The sequence below is a fragment of the Mycobacterium sp. IS-1556 genome (genome assembly GCF_001499985.1).
Lineage (GTDB): Bacteria > Actinomycetota > Actinomycetes > Mycobacteriales > Mycobacteriaceae > Mycobacterium.
The window spans coordinates 113,324-127,896 of sequence record NZ_LQIM01000023.1 but is presented as its reverse complement, the minus strand read 5'-3'; the positions used below and the strand labels follow the sequence as shown (position 1 = coordinate 127,896).

The following is a 14,573-nucleotide window of genomic DNA, read 5'->3' as shown; positions in this document are numbered from 1 at the left end:
TACACCTTTGGGCATTTGGCCGCACTAAGGTCGTGCCCATGAGCAGCGATGAGCGCTTGCGCGAAGAGCCGACAACATCGGAGATTCCCGATATCGCCTCGACCCCGGCATGGCAGGCCCTGCAACGGCATCACGACGAGATCGGCGGCAAACACCTCCGCGAGTTCTTCGCCGAGGATCCGGCTCGCGGCACCGAGTTGGCGACGACGGTCGGCGATCTCTACGTCGACTACAGCAAGCACCGCGTCACCCGTGAGACGCTCGCACTGCTGGTCGACCTGGCCCGCGCTGCGGGCCTTGAGCAGCGGCGCGACGCGATGTTCTCCGGCGTGCACATCAACACCTCCGAGGACCGGGCGGTGCTGCACACCGCGCTGCGAATGCCGCGCGGCGCAGAACTGTCGGTCGACGGCCAAGACGTCGTCGCCGATGTGCACGCGGTGCTCGACAAGATGGGCGACTTCACCGACCGGTTGCGCAGCGGCGAGTGGACCGGGGCGACGGGCCAGCCGATCAAGACCGTCGTCAACATCGGCATCGGCGGCTCGGATCTCGGGCCGGCGATGGTCACGCTGGGGCTGCGCCACTACGCCGACGCCGGCATCTCGGCGCGGTTCGTGTCCAATGTCGACCCGGCCGATCTGGTGGCCAAGCTGGACGGACTCGACCCCGCGACAACGCTTTTCATCGTCGCATCGAAGACATTCTCCACCCTGGAGACGCTGACCAACGCGACGGCGGCGCGACGGTGGCTCACCGACGCGCTCGGTGACGCGGCGGTGGCCAAGCACTTCGTCGCGGTGTCGACCAACAAGAAGCTGGTCGACGATTTTGGCATCAACACCGAGAACATGTTCGGCTTCTGGGACTGGGTGGGCGGGCGCTATTCCGTCGACAGCGCAATCGGTTTGAGCGTGATGGCGGTCATCGGCCGCGAACGGTTCGCCGAGTTTCTGTCCGGCTTCCACGTCGTCGACGAGCACTTCCGCACCGCGCCGTTGGAGTCGAACGTGCCGGTGCTGCTCGGCTTGATCGGGCTCTGGTACAACGAGTTCTTCGGCGCGGAAACCCGTGCCGTGCTGCCGTATTCGAACGACCTGGCGCGGTTCGCGGCGTATCTTCAGCAGCTGACGATGGAGTCCAACGGCAAGTCGGTGCGTGCCGACGGGTCACCGGTCACCACGAGCACCGGCGAGATCTTCTGGGGCGAGCCGGGAACCAACGGCCAGCACGCGTTCTACCAACTGCTGCACCAGGGCACGCGGCTGGTGCCTGCCGACTTCATCGGTTTCTCCCAACCCACCGACGACCTGCCGACCGCCGACGGCCGCGGCAGCATGCACGACCTGCTGATGAGCAACTTCTTCGCCCAGACGCAGGTGCTCGCATTCGGCAAGACCGCCGAGGAGATCGCCGCCGAGGGAACACCACCGAATGTGGTGCCGCACAAGGTGATGCCGGGCAACCGGCCGACCACGTCGATCCTGGCCACCAAGCTGACGCCATCGGTGCTCGGCCAGCTGATCGCGCTCTATGAACACCAGGTGTTCACCGAAGGCGTCATCTGGGGCATCGACTCGTTCGACCAATGGGGCGTCGAACTCGGTAAGACGCAAGCCAAAGCGCTGCTGCCGGTCATCACCAATGACGACGCCCCCGCTGAACAATCGGACAGCTCGACCGACGCGCTGGTGCGGCACTACCGCGCCGAGCGTGGCCGCAGCGCGTAGCGATTAGGCGTCGGGGTCCGGACGACTCCAGCCGAGGATCATCGCCGGCGCGCAACCGCCGAACACCAGCACGGCCAGCGACATCAGCGCACCCGCGTACGCCACGTCGGTGTCGGTGTCGCGCAAGTAAATTGATGCGACGATCAGGTAGCCGATCGGGATCAACATCAAGTTCTGGGTGATGGTCAGGCCGATCGAGCGGGCACTGTTGCGCTGCTGCACCTCGTACTCGTCGAGGGCCGCCTCCGGGGCGTCGCCCTGCCTGCCGGAGACGATCTGCAGCATGATCCACAGCGGGAAGAAGAACAGACATGCGACCAACCACAACAACGGCGCCCACCATAATCCGAAGGCGCTCAGGACACTCACCGCGAACATGAACGCGAAGGTGAGGCCGAGACCGACCACGAGAATTCGGCGTCGGGACTGGGTGCGCCAACTCGGAAGCGAGTGGGCATAGGTCCGCTCGTGCTTGAGGAACCGCCTCGTCCGGTAGTCCTGGTAGCGATCGATGAGCGTTCGGTCAGTCTGCCGGGTCGATGGGGACATCTGAGTCGCCTCCTTGTGCGCGCGGGTTCCTCCGGTAGAGCTCGATGGACAGCGGCGTGAACTCCGTGCGGGAGAACACCGCCTCGACGGGCAGGCCGAACACGTCGCAGATCCGAAACGCCAGGTCCAGGCTCGGATAGTGGTCGCCGCGTTCGAGCGCGCCGACGGTCTGCGGGTTCACATCGATCAGCGCCGCGAGTTCAGCCCGCGTCATCCGCCGCTCGGCGCGCAGGACGCCGATGCGGTTGTGGATGGGGAGCGAATCGCCCCGTCTCACCGGACTCACACAACACAGTGTTAGGAAAACCCAATGATCTGTCAAGCAGACCTATCGGTCGGTGGTTCGCAGGTGCCATCGGCGCGGCGCGACTCACCGAGCGGTCCTTCTACCGGCCATCACCGGAGCGCGGTGCGATTGCCGGGACAACGTCGCGGGCACACCGAACGTATGCGAGGAACCAATGCGCGTGCCATCGCGGCGGTCGGCATCGTGCTCGCCGCGGTGGCCGCAGCCTGTTTGATAATGCCGGCGGCCAGGGAGTTGGGAACACTTTCGGGGATGTGGGTGGCAGCGGCCATCCTGGGCGTACCAGTCCTGTTGATCCTGGCTATCTCTGGATTTCCGGCCTATGGAGTGCGTCGTTCCCTGGCAGTGGCGATCGGCGTCACAGTGGTGACGTGCGCGGTGTCATGGGTCGTGGCGGTGTTCGCGTTTGCGACCGCATTGAGCGGCACGTCGTCTGGGATACTGCTGGCGATTGTGCTTTTCGGTGCTCCTGCTGCTTCTGTCTTGGTGTTCGGGTTTCTGGCGCGCCGCCTGGTCACCGACCGCACCGAGGCCATTGGCTGAAATCCCCTGTGCTACAAGTTCGTCAGCGAGTTGGTCAGCGCAGCGCGGCGCACGCTCACCGAGAAGCGTGCGCCGCGACGCTGGGCGAACTCAGCTGCTTGTTACGGAGCCGGGATGTTCACGCAGCCGACATTCGGCAGGCACCCGCTCGCACCGCCGGGTCCGGCCGTGCCGCCGGGTCCGTTCGGAGCCAGCGAACCGCTCGCGCCACCGGGACCGGCCGAACCTCCCGGGCCGCCGGGGATCACGCCGCCGGCGCCGCCTCCGTCGGCGGTGCCCTGCGGGCCGTTCGGAACATTCACTTGCGCACCACCACCGGGACCGGCCTCGACATTGCCGATACCGGCACACGGGGTGCCGTCGGCGTTGAGACACGGCGGGGGCGCCGGTTGCGCACCGGCGGTCGGCGCGACGGCGATCGCGACTGCCGCAGCGCCCGAGAACAACAGGGGCGTCATCTTCGTCAGTTTTTCGATCATGGGACTTGGCTACCACGACGCGGGATTGCTTAAACCTGCGAACGACCTACAACCTGGCCACCTGCCTCAGCCCGGCGACGGTGTCCGCCAGCGTCTCCTGCGGGTCCCGGTAGCTGATGGCGAGTTCGATCTCGCTGGGTGAATCGTCAGACGACGGCATCTGGGTGTAGTACTGCATCGCCGCCCCAGTCACCGGCGCGTCCAACGGTAGATAGGGCCCGGCCACGTCGACCACCCTTCCGAGGTTGCGCAGCAACGTATCCGGCACCGGGTACACCCGAAGCGACCGGTTCGCTGCGCGGCCGATCATCGACGCCAGGTCGGCGATCGCAACGCGCTTGCCGCCTGCCATGTATCGACGTGGCCCCTTGCCGGGTTCGAGTAGCGCGGCGTGCAGCGCAGCCAGATCGCGGACGTCGACCACGATCCAGGCGGCACCGCGCCCGGGGACCCCTCGCATCTGAACCGCCGCCTGGACGCCTTCGGCCGCTTCGCCGAACTGGTTTCCCGCCGGCGGCCCGAGCACCATTCCCGGATACGTGATGGTCACCGGCGCACCCGCATCCTGTAGCTCTCGTGCGTACTTCTCCACCTCCGCCTTGGACTTCCCGTAGCCGTCGGATCCCCCGACCACGGGAAGATCGGCGTGAAGTACGTCGAGGCCGGGACGGAACAGTGCGGTGAAGCTGGATACGTGGACGACCGGATCGAGACCGCGCTCAACCGCCGCGCCAAGGACGTTGCGGGCTCCGGCGAGATTGGTCCGCAGCATCTTGTCGGCCTGCCGTGGATCCATGGAAACCATTGCTGCGGAGTGGATTACAGCGTCACAGCCGTCCATCGCCGCGGCCGTCGCGTCGGCGTCGGCAATGTCGCCGATGGCGTAGTCGTCGGTGTCGACGCCGATCTGCGCGGCGCTCGTCTCCAACCGCGCCGGATCACGGACCAGGAAGCGAACCTGATGCCCCGCGTCGGTCACTGCCTTGGCCGTCCACGCTCCAACGAACCCGGTGCCACCGGTCAGCAACACTTTCATCGGAGCCGGGCTACCCGTTGGCGCCGGCCTTTACACGGCTCGCCGCTTCAGGCGAACGGCTTCATGAGGCGAGGCGGCAGCACCCGCATCAGCCCGACCAGCGGCGCCCATGGCCACCACGGCACCGCCGCGCGCCCGGTCTCGCGCTCGATGACGGCCACCATCGCGCGCACCCCGGTTTCGTTGTCCACCATCAACGTCGTCGATTCGGCCTTCGCCGACATCTCCGATTCGATGTAACCGGGCTCGAGGACCGTGACCTTGATGGCCCCACGCGCGTACTCCGCGCGCAACGACTCACCGAGCGACGACACACCGGCCTTGCTCGCGGCGTAGGCCGCCTTCACCCCCGGAACGCCCTTGTTGCCGAGCACCGAGGAAACGAGCACCAGATGGCCTCCGCCCGTTTGCTTGAACATCTCGAGCGCTGTCTCGATCTGCACCAGTGCGGCAACGAGATTGGTTTCAATGGTGGCCTTGTTCGCCCACAGCTTGCCCGATCCCAGCGGCGCGCCCTTTCCGATGCCCGCATTGACGATGACGCGGTCGATGCCGCCGAGTTCGGCGGCCAGCTCACCGAACACCTTCGGCACCTGGTCGTGGTCGTTGACGTCGAGCGCGGAGACGGCGACTTCGATTCCGGGATGACGCTCGAGCAGTTCGGCCTTGAGCTCGTCGAGCCGGTCGATGCGGCGCGCACACAGCGCGAGATCGCGGCCCTTCGCGGCGAACGCGCGGGCCATTCCGGCGCCCAGGCCGGAGCTCGCGCCGGTGATCAAGATCTTCTGCCGAGTCACCCCGACAGACTAAGCGAGGGTGATCGAGGTCGATGATGGATGCATGGTTGCCCTGCGGATGACGACATCGGCCCTGGTGATGCTGCTTGTCGCGATCTCACAGCCGGTCGCGCATGCCCAGCCGGTCAGCCCGCTGTACCGGCTGGTGGACACCGCGGCGCAGCGGCTGGCCACCGCCGACCCGGTCGCGGCGGCCAAATGGATCAACGGTGGGCCGATCACCGACCGGCAGCGCGCCGACGCGGTCCTCGACGCCGTCGCCGCCGACGCCGCCGCACACGCCGTCGACCCGGGCTACGTGCGGACGGTCTTCACCGACCAGATCGACGCCACCGAGGGCATCCAGTACACCCGCTTCGGCCAGTGGAAGTTCGACCCCCCAGCCGCACCCACTGTGGCGCCCGAGCTGTCCGTGCTGCGATCGGAGATCGACGGGCTCAACAAGATCATGGTCGATGAGATTGCACTGCAATGGAATACGCTACACAGCCCCGATTGCGTGCGAACGCGCAAGGATGCGTCGGACGCCGTGGCCAATGCCCGCCAGCTCGACGCCCTCTACCGGCAGGCGCTCTCGGCGGCCACCCGCTCGTACTGCCGGATCACTTGAGCAGTCGCGACATCCGACGATCGGCCAGCACCTTGCCGCCCGTCTGACAGGTCGGGCAGTACTGGAAAGACTTGTCCGCGAACGACACTTCGCGCACGGTGTCCCCGCACACCGGACAGGGCAGACCGGTGCGGGCATGTACCCGCAAGCCGGAGCGCTTCTCCCCCTTGAGCGTTGCCGCCTGCTGACCGACCGAACGCGTCACCGCGTCGGTGAGGACACCGATCATCGCGTCGTGAAGCGCCGCCAGCTGCGCATCGGTCAGCTTGCCCGCCGTCGCGAACGGAGAGATCCGCGCGACATGCAGAATCTCGTCGCTGTAGGCGTTGCCGACACCTGCGATCACCTTCTGGTCGGTGATCACCGTCTTGATTCGGCCGCTGTTGCCCGCTAGTACTCCGGCGAGATCTTCGGGGCCCAGCGACAATGCGTCGGGGCCCAACCCCGCGATGCCCGGTACCTTGGCCGGATCGTCGACGAGCCACACCGCGAGCCGCTTCTGGGTCCCGGCCTCGGTGAGGTCGAATCCCGCTGCCTCGCCGGGTGTTCCGAGGTGAACCCGGAGCGCGATCGGCCCCTTGCCGGGCTTCAACGGCGCCGCCGCCAGCTTGTCCGACCACCGCAACCAGCCCGCGCGCGACAGGTGGGCGATCAGGTACAGGTCGCCGGCCTGCAGGCCCAAGTACTTGCCCCAGCGGTTGGCGTCGGTGACGGTCCGCCCGTGCAGCGCGGTGACCGGTGGGTCGAACGTCTTGAGCACCGAGAACGCCGACACGTCGACGCGGCCGATCGGGTGTCCGACGGCGTGGCGACGCAGGTGATCGGCGAGCGCTTCGACTTCGGGCAGTTCTGGCATGGCTCCAGTGTGCCTTCCTCGCACACCGTGCGGTCAGGGTTGACGCCTAGCCGCGGCTGCTCACTGTTTAACCGCGGCCGGTGACCACCGACAGCAGCCAACTCACGATCGACAGCACGATTGCCGCCCAGATCGCCGTCCACCAGAAGTCGTCGATGAACAGGCCCCAGTGCGTGGTGTGCTCGGTGATCCAGGACGTTATCCACAGCATCAGCGCGTTGATGACGATGTGGAACAGGCCGAGCGTGAGGATGTAGAGCGGGATCGAGATGATCTGCACGATCGGCTTGATCACCGCATTGACCACGCCGAAGATGACCGCGACCACGAAGATGATGCCGACGTCGGCCAGCGCGGAATCGCCGCCGACGAAGCGGATGCCGGGCACGATCAGCGTCACCACCCACAGCGCAACCCCCGTCAGCGCGGCGCGGACAACAAACGACACCATGCCGGCGATCTTGCCACGGTCGCGTTGCGAAGAAATGGCTCTAAGGGGTTGATCGCATGCAGCAGGTGAAGGCAATTAACCCCCGTTAACTGCGTCCAGGCGCCGAACGCAGGAGGTAGGTGTCCATGATCCAGCCGTGCCGGGCCCTGGCGTCGGCGCGCACCGCCGCGATCCGCGAGCCGACCTCGCCGACGGTGCCCGACATCAGCAACTCGTCGGGCGTGCCGAGGTAGGCGCCCCACCAGATGCGGGTGTCGGGCGGGCACGACAAGAAAGAGCAGTCGGCGTCGAGCATCACCACCGCGCTTCCGGCCAGCCCACGGTCGCGCAGTTGCCTGCCGGTGGTGATGAGCACGGGTTCGCCGACGTCGTTGAGCGGGATGCGATGCCGCGCGGTGAGCGTCTGAATCGCAGTGACGCCCGGGATCACGTCGTAGTCGATGTCGACGTGGCTCGCGACGGCGTCGAGGATGCGCAGCGTGCTGTCGTACAGCGACGGATCACCCCACGCGAGAAATGCTCCGGTGGCGCCGTCAGAAAGCTCGGAGGCGATCGCGTCGGCCCACACCCGCGCCCGCGCCGCATGCCAGTCGGCGACCGCCCGGCGATAGTCCGGACCGTCCGCGGCGGCCCTGTCCCTGGGCAGGTCGGGCAGTTCGACGAACCGGTAGCCGGGCTCGCGGATGAACCGTTCGCAGATCTGCCTGCGCAGCGCCACCAGGTCGTGCTTCGAGTCGCCCTTGTCCATCGCGAAGAACACCTGCGTGTCGTTGAGCGCGGTCACCGCCTGCGCGGTCACCTGGTCGGGATCGCCCGCGCCGATGCCGATGACATGAATCCGACGGGTCACGCCCGCAGTATGCCTTCAGTGTTTGCGGCCCCGCGAAAAACGCAGCCGCCTGGCCCGCTTGACGTCCTTCTTCTCGGCGGCCGCTTCCTTGCGCAGCTTGTGGGTGTCCTTGGGTGGTAGCTGCAATTCCTGCTCGGCGGCCAGACCGGCCTGCAGCTGACGGCTGCGCTCCAGCTCGGCGTCCACTTCGGCGCCGAACAGCAGGGCGAGGTTGGTGATCCACAACCACAGCAGGAAGACGATCACACCGGCCAACGCGCCGTAGGTCCTGTTGTAGCTGCCGAAATTGGCCGCATAGACACCGAACAGCAGGGACGCGAGGAGCCACACCAGGATCGCGAGCGCCGCGCCGCCGCTGATCCAGCGGAACCTCGGCTGCTCGACGTTGGGTGTGACGTAGTACAGGATCGCGACGGCCAGCACGACGAAGAGCAGGATCAGCGGCCACTTGGCGATACTCCAGACCGTCACCGCCACCGCGCCGAGGCCGATCGCATTGCCGACCGCCTCGGCGACCGGCCCGCTGACCGCCAGCATCAACACGACCGCCGCAGCGAGCACCAGGCCGGCCAGCGTCAGCAGCAACTGCACCGGACGCAGCTTCCACACCGGTCGACCCTCCTCGACCTCGTAGATGCGGTTCATCGCGCGGCCGAACGCGCCGACGTACCCCGACGCCGACCACAGCGCGCCCGCGATGCCCATCACCAACGCGAGCCCGGCCGTCGGGGAGTTGACCAGCTGCTCGACTGTCGGCCGCAGTGTGTCGAGCGCGGACGCCGGGGCCACGTCATCGGCGATGTCGAGCAGCCCGTCGACCGTGCGTTTGCCCTGCCCGAACACGCCGAGCAGCGACACCATCACCACCAGCGCCGGAAACACCGAGAGCACCGCGTAATACGTCAGCGCCGCGGCAAGGTCGGTGCACTCGTCGTCCCGGAACTCCCGGACGGCCTTGCGCATCGCGTAGAGAAGCGACGGCCGGGTGAGGTCAGTCGGCGACTGAGGCTTGCGCGGGTCGTCGGGGTCCGGTGCACGAGTGGCGTTGTCGGACTCGTCAATTCGCATACCACCCGATACCCCGGGCGGCCCCGGCCAAACGCTCGGTACCGGAAGTATGCGGTACCGCAGGTATTGACTCCGATGCGCGGGCTGCCTACCTTGGGGATCAAGTCACCCAAAGGGAGGTCGCCGATGACAACCCCCGCTGTCGCGTCCAGCCGCAACGAGTTCTCCGAGCGCCTGCTGAAGGGGTCGGTGAAGAAGTCCTACGCCCCCGTGGTCGACATCGACTGGTCCGCGCCGCTGGACCCGGACAAGTTCTTCCTGCCGCCGAAGATCGTCTCGCTCTACGGCACACCACTGTGGGACACGATGACGCGCGAGGAGCAGATCGAACTGTCCCGCCAGGAACTGGTGAACACCTTGTCCGCCGGCATCTGGTTCGAGAACATCCTCAACCAGTCGCTGCTGCGCAAGATGATGCATCAGGACCCCACCGCCAGTAACACGCACTATGAGTTGACCGAACTCGGCGACGAAACCCGTCACATGGTGATGTTCGGCAAGGCCATCGAGCGGGTCGACGCAAAGCCGGTGTGGCCCAAGTGGTATCAGCGGGTCATCATCAACGCGCTGCCGTTCGTGTTCCAAGGCTCGGCGTTGTGGGTCGCCGCCCTGATCGGTGAGGAGATCTTCGATTCGCTGCAGCGCCAGATGATGGACGACGACGAGCTACAGCCCATCGTGCAGCGCCTGATGCGTATTCACGTCACCGAGGAGGCCCGGCACATCCAGTTCGCCCGCGACGGATTGCGCAAGCGGGTCCCGCACATGCGTCCGCTGCCGAAATTCGTGCTGTCCAACATCAACGGTCTTGGCGGCTACTTCTTCCGCTTCCTGTTCACCAACAAGGTGCAGTACTCGCGCGTCGGCCTCGACCCCAAGCAGACGCGGCGCATCGCGCGCAGCAGCCCACATCGGCGCGAAACCCAGATGACCGGCTTCGCACCGCTGGCGGCATTCCTCGACGAGGTAGGGCTGCTGGGCCCGATTGCGCGCCGGATGTGGCGGCGAAGCGGCTTCCTGCCCCAATGACCGGCGTCTACGACGGGCCGGCCGAACTGCGGTTGCACGATGCGGAGCACGGCGTGCGGGTGCGGCTGACCGGTCACCTCGACCCGATCGACGGTCGGTACCACTGGCGGGGCATGGTTTTCGACCTGGCACCGGATGTCCGCATGCCGCAGACCGTGCACATATCGATCGGCGACCGCACGGCGCAGGGGCAGTTGACCGAGGTGACGCCGTGGGGCACGCACTGCGTTGCAGGCGTCGGCGCTCCGCCATACCCGCCGGACACCGAGGGTTAAGGCGTCGGCTCCGACCTGCGCTGTGCGACAACGCGTTCGCGTACCGCGTCGCCGTCGGGCTCCTGCGCGAGCGCGGCATAAACCGTGTCCGCCTTGGCTTCCGGCATCAGCGGCGGAAGCATCGGCGTCTTCGGGTCGACGACGGCTTCGAGCACGGTCGGCCGGTCGGCCTCGAACGCCCGTTGCCACGCCGCATGCGCCTGCGCCGACTCGCTCAGCTTCAGTCCCTGCAGCCCGAGGAGTTCGGCGTAGTCGGCGTAGGGGAACGGCGGAACATCCTGGGACGCCGGGAAGCGCGCATCGCCCTCCATTTCGCGCTGCTCCCACGACACTTCGGCCAGATCCTGGTTGTGCAGCACCAGGATCACGAACCGCGGATCCGGCCAGCCGCGCCACCGGTCCGCGATCGTGACGAGTTCGAGCAACCCGCTCATCTGCATGGCGCCGTCGCCGACCAGCGCGATGACCGGGCGGTCCGGCGCGTCCAGCTTGGCCGCTATCCCATACGGCAGCGCGCAGCCCATCGATGCGAGATAACCCGACACATGCGCCGGTACCCCGCGCGGCAACCGGAGCTGACGGGCATACCAGTATGTCGCCGACCCGACGTCCACGGCGACCCGGGCGTTGCCCGGCAGGTGGTCGCTCAACGCCCGCACGACGAACTCCGGGTTCGCCGAATCATGTTGGGCATCAGCGCGTTCGGCCGATTCGCGAAGCCAGTGCTGCGTCCAGCGCGTGACCTGCTGCTGCCACCGGCGGTCGGTCTTGCGGTGAATCAGCGAAGACAACCGGGTCAACGTGTCCGCCGCATCGCCGGTGAGCGCCACGTCGACCGGATACTTCGCGCCGACGACCCGCGGCTCGATGTCGATCTGCACCGCGCGCGCCTGCCCGGGGCCGGGATAGAACTCCGTCCACGGGTCGTTGCTGCCGACGATCAGCAGGGTGTCGCAGCCGGCCATGAGTTGCGCGCTGGCCGTCGTGCCCAGATGACCCATCACCCCGGTGTGCCACGGCGCAGCCTCGTCCAGGACCGGCTTGCCGAGCAGTGAGGTCGCCACGCCGGCGCCGAGCAGGTCGACGATCTCGGCGATCTCGTCCTCGGCGCCCATGCCCCCGCGTCCGACCAGCAGCGCGATCTTCTCGCCGCTGTTCAGCAGCTCGGCCGCGCGGTGCAGGTCGGCGTCCCGGGCAACCACGTGCGGACGGGTGTAGGTCGCCGCTGAGGGGACCACACCGTGACTGTGCTGGATCTCGTCGGGCATCTGCGCCTTCTGCACGTCGTGCGGCACGATCAGGCACGTCGGCGTCGACGTCGCCAATGCGGTCCGCATCGCGTTGTCCAACGCCATCGGCATCTGCTCGGGCGCGAAGACGGTCTGGACGTACTGCGCACACACGTCCTTGAACAGCGTGTGCAGGTCGACCTCCTGTAGATAGCCACTGCCCAGCGCCGTCGACACCACCTGCCCGACGATGGCCACCACCGGTTGGCGGTCGAGCTTCGCGTCGTAGAGGCCGGCGAGCAGGTGGATCGCGCCGGGGCCCTGGGTGGCGAGGCAGACGCCCACCTCACCGGTGTACTTGGCGTGGCCGCAAGCCATGAACGCCGCGAGCTCCTCGTGCCGGGTCGCGACGAATTCCGGCTCACCGGCCCGGGCGAGCGCCCCGAGAAGTGTGTTGACGCCGTCGCCCGCGTAACCGAAGATCCGCGTCGCTCCCCAGTCGCGCAGCCGCGTCACCAACGCGTCGGCGACGAGATCGGGCACCGCTCACCTCGGTTCCGCGCAAGAACGCGCTAGCGCAGGTCTTCGTTGGTCAGTGCGTGGAATCCCTTGGCCTGTGCCCGGGCGAGGGCCGCACGGATCAGGCCGACGATCAAACCCTGCAACGCGGCGGCGATGAACACCTCGCGCGTCGATCGGCTGAGGTCCTTGGGATCCGGCTCCTCATCCTCCGGGTTGATCCGCTGCCAGACCTCGGTGAAGATCTTGCCGGCGATGAGGCCACCGACAACACTGCTGGCGATTGACAAGGGCTTGGACATGGTCTTGGCCGCGCTCACGGCGTTCAAGTTCCCTGCGTGCCATCTCCTAAACCCGGGACTAGAACCCGTTCTAGTATTGCGGCGTGCGGTTCACCTATGCCGAAGCGATGACCGATCCGACGTTCTACGTACCGTTGGCGCAGGCCGCCGAGGCGGCGGGCTACCACGCGATGACGATCGCCGACAGCGTCGCCTACCCGTTCGAGTCGGACTCCAAGTACCCCTACACACCAGACGGCAGCCGCGAATTCCTCGACGGCAAGGCGTTCGTCGAGGCGTTCGTCCTCGCGGGTGCGTTGAGCGCGGTCACCACGACGCTGCGGTTCAACTTCTTCGTCCTCAAGCTGCCGATCCGGCCGCCCGCACTGGTGGCCAAACAGGCCGGCTCGCTGGCTGCGCTCTTCGGCAACCGGCTCGGGCTGGGCGTCGGCACCAGCCCGTGGCCCGAGGACTACGAGTTGATGGATGTGCCGTTCGCCAGGCGCGGTAGACGCATGGACGAGTGCATCGAGATCATCAAGGGCCTTACCACCGGCGAGTACTTCGAATTCCACGGCGAGTTCTACGACATCCCGAAAACGAAGATGACACCGGCACCCACCAAGCCGATCCCCATTCTCGTCGGGGGCCACGCCGACGCCGCGCTCAAGCGGGCGGCCCGCAACGACGGCTGGATGCACGGCGGCGGCGACGCCGAGGAATTGGATCGACTCCTCAAGCGGCTCAATCGGTTTCGCGAAGAAGAGGGCCGCACGGGACCGTTCGAGGTGCATGTCATCTCCGCCGACGCCTACACGCCCGACGGCATCAAACGGCTCGAGGACAAAGGCGTAACTGACGTCATCGTCGGTTTTCGGATCCCGTACATCACGGGGTCGGACACCGAACCGCTCGACACCAAGATCCGCCATCTCGAGAAGTTCGCCGAAAACGTCATCGCCAAGCTCTGACAAGGGTTATCCACGCTCTAGCGCGGGTAGTCCGACCACGATGGCGGACACGGGGGCGCTGCGAGGCGTCGTGGCGGTGGGCGCCTCCGCAGGAGGCGTGGAGGCACTCACACATTTCGCGTCGGGACGACCGCTGGGCAAGCGACCGTCGGAGGCGACTGCAGAGGAAGATGAGCGCGGTGCCTGACGACATCTGCGCGCTGTCCTCCGACGTCGATGGAATTCGCGGTACGACGGTGCTCACTCCCGACGGCGTGCTCGACAGCAGGACGTACCGTCCGCTTCGCGACGTGATCATCAAGGCCGCCCTTGACGAGCCGCGGGCGGTCATCGTCGATATCACCAAACTCGAGGTGCCTGCCGAGTCGGCATTGGCGGTGTTCACCAGTGCGCGCTGGCACGTCGACCGGTGGCCGGAGGTACCGATCATCCTCGTCTGTGAGCACGCCGACGGCCGGTCGGCGATCGTCCGCAATGGCATCAACCGCTGGGTCCCCGTCTATCCCACGATCCACGACGCGGTCGAGGCGCTCGGTCAACCCCCGCCGCTCAAGAGCCGACGTCGTGCCCGTGCGTATCTGCCGGGCGGTATGGCAAGTCTGCGGCGGACGCGGGAACTTGTGGACGAGTGGCTCACCGCATGGACACAGCCGGAGTTGATCCCGGTGGCAAAGGTCATCGCTACCGCCTTCGTGGAAAACGCTGTGGCACACGCGGCCAGCGACCCCAACCTGCGGCTGGAGAGCGATGGCTCAGCGGTGACGATTGCGGTGGAGGACGCCAGTCGCCTGCCCGCGGGCATCCGGGAATCCGGCGGCGGCCCGCCGACGGGACTGCGCATCGTGACGGCGCTGTGCCGCGCGTGGGGCAACGCGCCTACCCCGTCGGGCAAAACGGTGTGGGCGGTGGTCGGTCCGGAGAACCGGCTGTGATTGCGAGTATGTGTAGCTCTTCTGCCCGCTCGGCACGGTGGTCAGACAGGTAGCCGGGGTA

The 14,573-nt window shown here is 66.9% G+C and carries 19 protein-coding genes and 1 pseudogene; 8 read left to right on the top strand and 12 right to left on the bottom strand.

Annotated elements, in window-relative coordinates:
- Positions 1 to 38 precede the first annotated feature (38 nt).
- Positions 39 to 1,730 carry a glucose-6-phosphate isomerase gene (gene pgi, locus AU187_RS14270; RefSeq protein ID WP_059098124.1) on the top strand — a complete coding sequence of 564 codons (1,692 nt, stop codon included), beginning with the start codon at positions 39 to 41 and terminating at the stop codon, positions 1,728 to 1,730.
- A 3-nt stretch (positions 1,731 to 1,733) separates the two neighbouring features.
- Here the strand turns inward: pgi and AU187_RS14265 are convergent, their stop codons facing one another.
- Positions 1,734 to 2,279, bottom strand: a complete 546-nt coding sequence (locus AU187_RS14265; RefSeq protein WP_059098125.1) for a hypothetical protein — start codon at positions 2,277 to 2,279, stop codon at positions 1,734 to 1,736.
- A complete protein-coding gene (locus AU187_RS14260) occupies positions 2,254 to 2,565 on the bottom strand; it encodes a helix-turn-helix transcriptional regulator (protein ID WP_059098126.1) in 312 nt (103 codons plus the stop codon). The genes AU187_RS14265 and AU187_RS14260 overlap by 26 nt, the downstream gene beginning before the upstream one ends.
- A 162-nt stretch (positions 2,566 to 2,727) precedes the next feature.
- Here AU187_RS14260 and AU187_RS14255 point away from each other — a divergent pair, with 162 nt between their 5' ends.
- Positions 2,728 to 3,129: a hypothetical protein gene (locus tag AU187_RS14255; protein ID WP_059098127.1), complete on the top strand. Its 402-nt coding sequence runs from the start codon at positions 2,728 to 2,730 to the stop codon at positions 3,127 to 3,129.
- 101 nt (positions 3,130 to 3,230) lie between these two features.
- On the opposite strand, the gene AU187_RS25465 is transcribed toward AU187_RS14255, so the two are convergent.
- The 3 genes from AU187_RS25465 to AU187_RS14240 are packed head-to-tail and all read right to left on the bottom strand — an operon-like array spanning position 3,231 to position 5,441.
- Positions 3,231 to 3,608 carry a hypothetical protein gene (locus tag AU187_RS25465; protein WP_059098128.1) on the bottom strand — a complete coding sequence of 126 codons (378 nt, stop codon included), beginning with the start codon at positions 3,606 to 3,608 and terminating at the stop codon, positions 3,231 to 3,233.
- A 46-nt stretch (positions 3,609 to 3,654) separates the two neighbouring features.
- Positions 3,655 to 4,644, bottom strand: a complete 990-nt coding sequence (locus AU187_RS14245) for an NAD-dependent epimerase/dehydratase family protein (protein ID WP_059098129.1) — start codon at positions 4,642 to 4,644, stop codon at positions 3,655 to 3,657.
- A gap of 47 nt (positions 4,645 to 4,691) precedes the next feature.
- Positions 4,692 to 5,441, bottom strand: coding sequence for an SDR family oxidoreductase (locus tag AU187_RS14240; protein WP_059098130.1), 750 nt, complete (start codon positions 5,439 to 5,441; stop codon positions 4,692 to 4,694).
- A gap of 58 nt (positions 5,442 to 5,499) precedes the next feature.
- Between AU187_RS14240 and AU187_RS14235 the strand changes: the two genes are divergently transcribed.
- The gene (locus tag AU187_RS14235; RefSeq protein WP_059098131.1) at positions 5,500 to 6,051 is read left to right on the top strand and encodes a chorismate mutase; all 552 of its coding nucleotides are present in this window, start codon (positions 5,500 to 5,502) and stop codon (positions 6,049 to 6,051) included.
- On the opposite strand, the gene AU187_RS25980 is transcribed toward AU187_RS14235, so the two are convergent.
- The 5 genes and pseudogenes from AU187_RS25980 to AU187_RS14215 form a co-directional block, all read right to left on the bottom strand.
- Entirely contained in the window at positions 6,044 to 6,502 is a 459-nt protein-coding gene (locus AU187_RS25980) for a zinc finger domain-containing protein (protein ID WP_231740249.1), read from the bottom strand. The genes AU187_RS14235 and AU187_RS25980 overlap by 8 nt on opposite strands.
- Before the next feature lie 162 nt (positions 6,503 to 6,664).
- Positions 6,665 to 6,907 (bottom strand): annotated as a pseudogene (locus tag AU187_RS25975) (DNA-formamidopyrimidine glycosylase family protein); the annotation flags it as partial.
- A gap of 67 nt (positions 6,908 to 6,974) precedes the next feature.
- Positions 6,975 to 7,358, bottom strand: a complete 384-nt coding sequence (locus AU187_RS14225; RefSeq protein ID WP_059098133.1) for a phage holin family protein — start codon at positions 7,356 to 7,358, stop codon at positions 6,975 to 6,977.
- Positions 7,359 to 7,443: 85 nt separating this feature from the next.
- A complete protein-coding gene (cobF, locus tag AU187_RS14220; protein WP_059098134.1) occupies positions 7,444 to 8,208 on the bottom strand; it encodes a precorrin-6A synthase (deacetylating) in 765 nt (254 codons plus the stop codon).
- Between the two features lie 15 nt (positions 8,209 to 8,223).
- The gene (locus tag AU187_RS14215; protein WP_059098135.1) at positions 8,224 to 9,276 is read right to left on the bottom strand and encodes a YihY/virulence factor BrkB family protein; all 1,053 of its coding nucleotides are present in this window, start codon (positions 9,274 to 9,276) and stop codon (positions 8,224 to 8,226) included.
- A 126-nt stretch (positions 9,277 to 9,402) separates the two neighbouring features.
- On the opposite strand from AU187_RS14215, the gene AU187_RS14210 reads away from it, so the two are divergent.
- Positions 9,403 to 10,305, top strand: a complete 903-nt coding sequence (locus AU187_RS14210) for an AurF N-oxygenase family protein (protein WP_059098136.1) — start codon at positions 9,403 to 9,405, stop codon at positions 10,303 to 10,305.
- Positions 10,302 to 10,580 carry a DUF4873 domain-containing protein gene (locus tag AU187_RS14205; protein WP_172800261.1) on the top strand — a complete coding sequence of 93 codons (279 nt, stop codon included), beginning with the start codon at positions 10,302 to 10,304 and terminating at the stop codon, positions 10,578 to 10,580. Before AU187_RS14210 ends, AU187_RS14205 begins: the two co-directional genes overlap by 4 nt.
- Here the strand turns inward: AU187_RS14205 and AU187_RS14200 are convergent.
- Together AU187_RS14200 and AU187_RS14195 are read right to left on the bottom strand one after the other, a co-directional pair.
- A complete protein-coding gene (locus tag AU187_RS14200) occupies positions 10,577 to 12,352 on the bottom strand; it encodes a thiamine pyrophosphate-requiring protein (RefSeq protein ID WP_059166876.1) in 1,776 nt (591 codons plus the stop codon). The genes AU187_RS14205 and AU187_RS14200 overlap by 4 nt on opposite strands.
- A 29-nt stretch (positions 12,353 to 12,381) precedes the next feature.
- Positions 12,382 to 12,630 carry a DUF4235 domain-containing protein gene (locus tag AU187_RS14195; RefSeq protein WP_172800275.1) on the bottom strand — a complete coding sequence of 83 codons (249 nt, stop codon included), beginning with the start codon at positions 12,628 to 12,630 and terminating at the stop codon, positions 12,382 to 12,384.
- An 83-nt stretch (positions 12,631 to 12,713) separates the two neighbouring features.
- On the opposite strand from AU187_RS14195, the gene AU187_RS14190 reads away from it, so the two are divergent.
- From AU187_RS14190 to AU187_RS14185, 3 genes are read left to right on the top strand one after another with little or no spacing between them, the layout of a single operon-like run.
- A complete protein-coding gene (locus AU187_RS14190; RefSeq protein ID WP_059098139.1) occupies positions 12,714 to 13,580 on the top strand; it encodes a TIGR03619 family F420-dependent LLM class oxidoreductase in 867 nt (288 codons plus the stop codon).
- 40 nt (positions 13,581 to 13,620) lie between these two features.
- Positions 13,621 to 13,767: a hypothetical protein gene (locus tag AU187_RS25680; protein WP_156425492.1), complete on the top strand. Its 147-nt coding sequence runs from the start codon at positions 13,621 to 13,623 to the stop codon at positions 13,765 to 13,767.
- Positions 13,760 to 14,512, top strand: a complete 753-nt coding sequence (locus AU187_RS14185; RefSeq protein WP_502687761.1) for an STAS domain-containing protein — start codon at positions 13,760 to 13,762, stop codon at positions 14,510 to 14,512. Before AU187_RS25680 ends, AU187_RS14185 begins: the two co-directional genes overlap by 8 nt.
- Positions 14,513 to 14,573 lie beyond the last annotated feature (61 nt).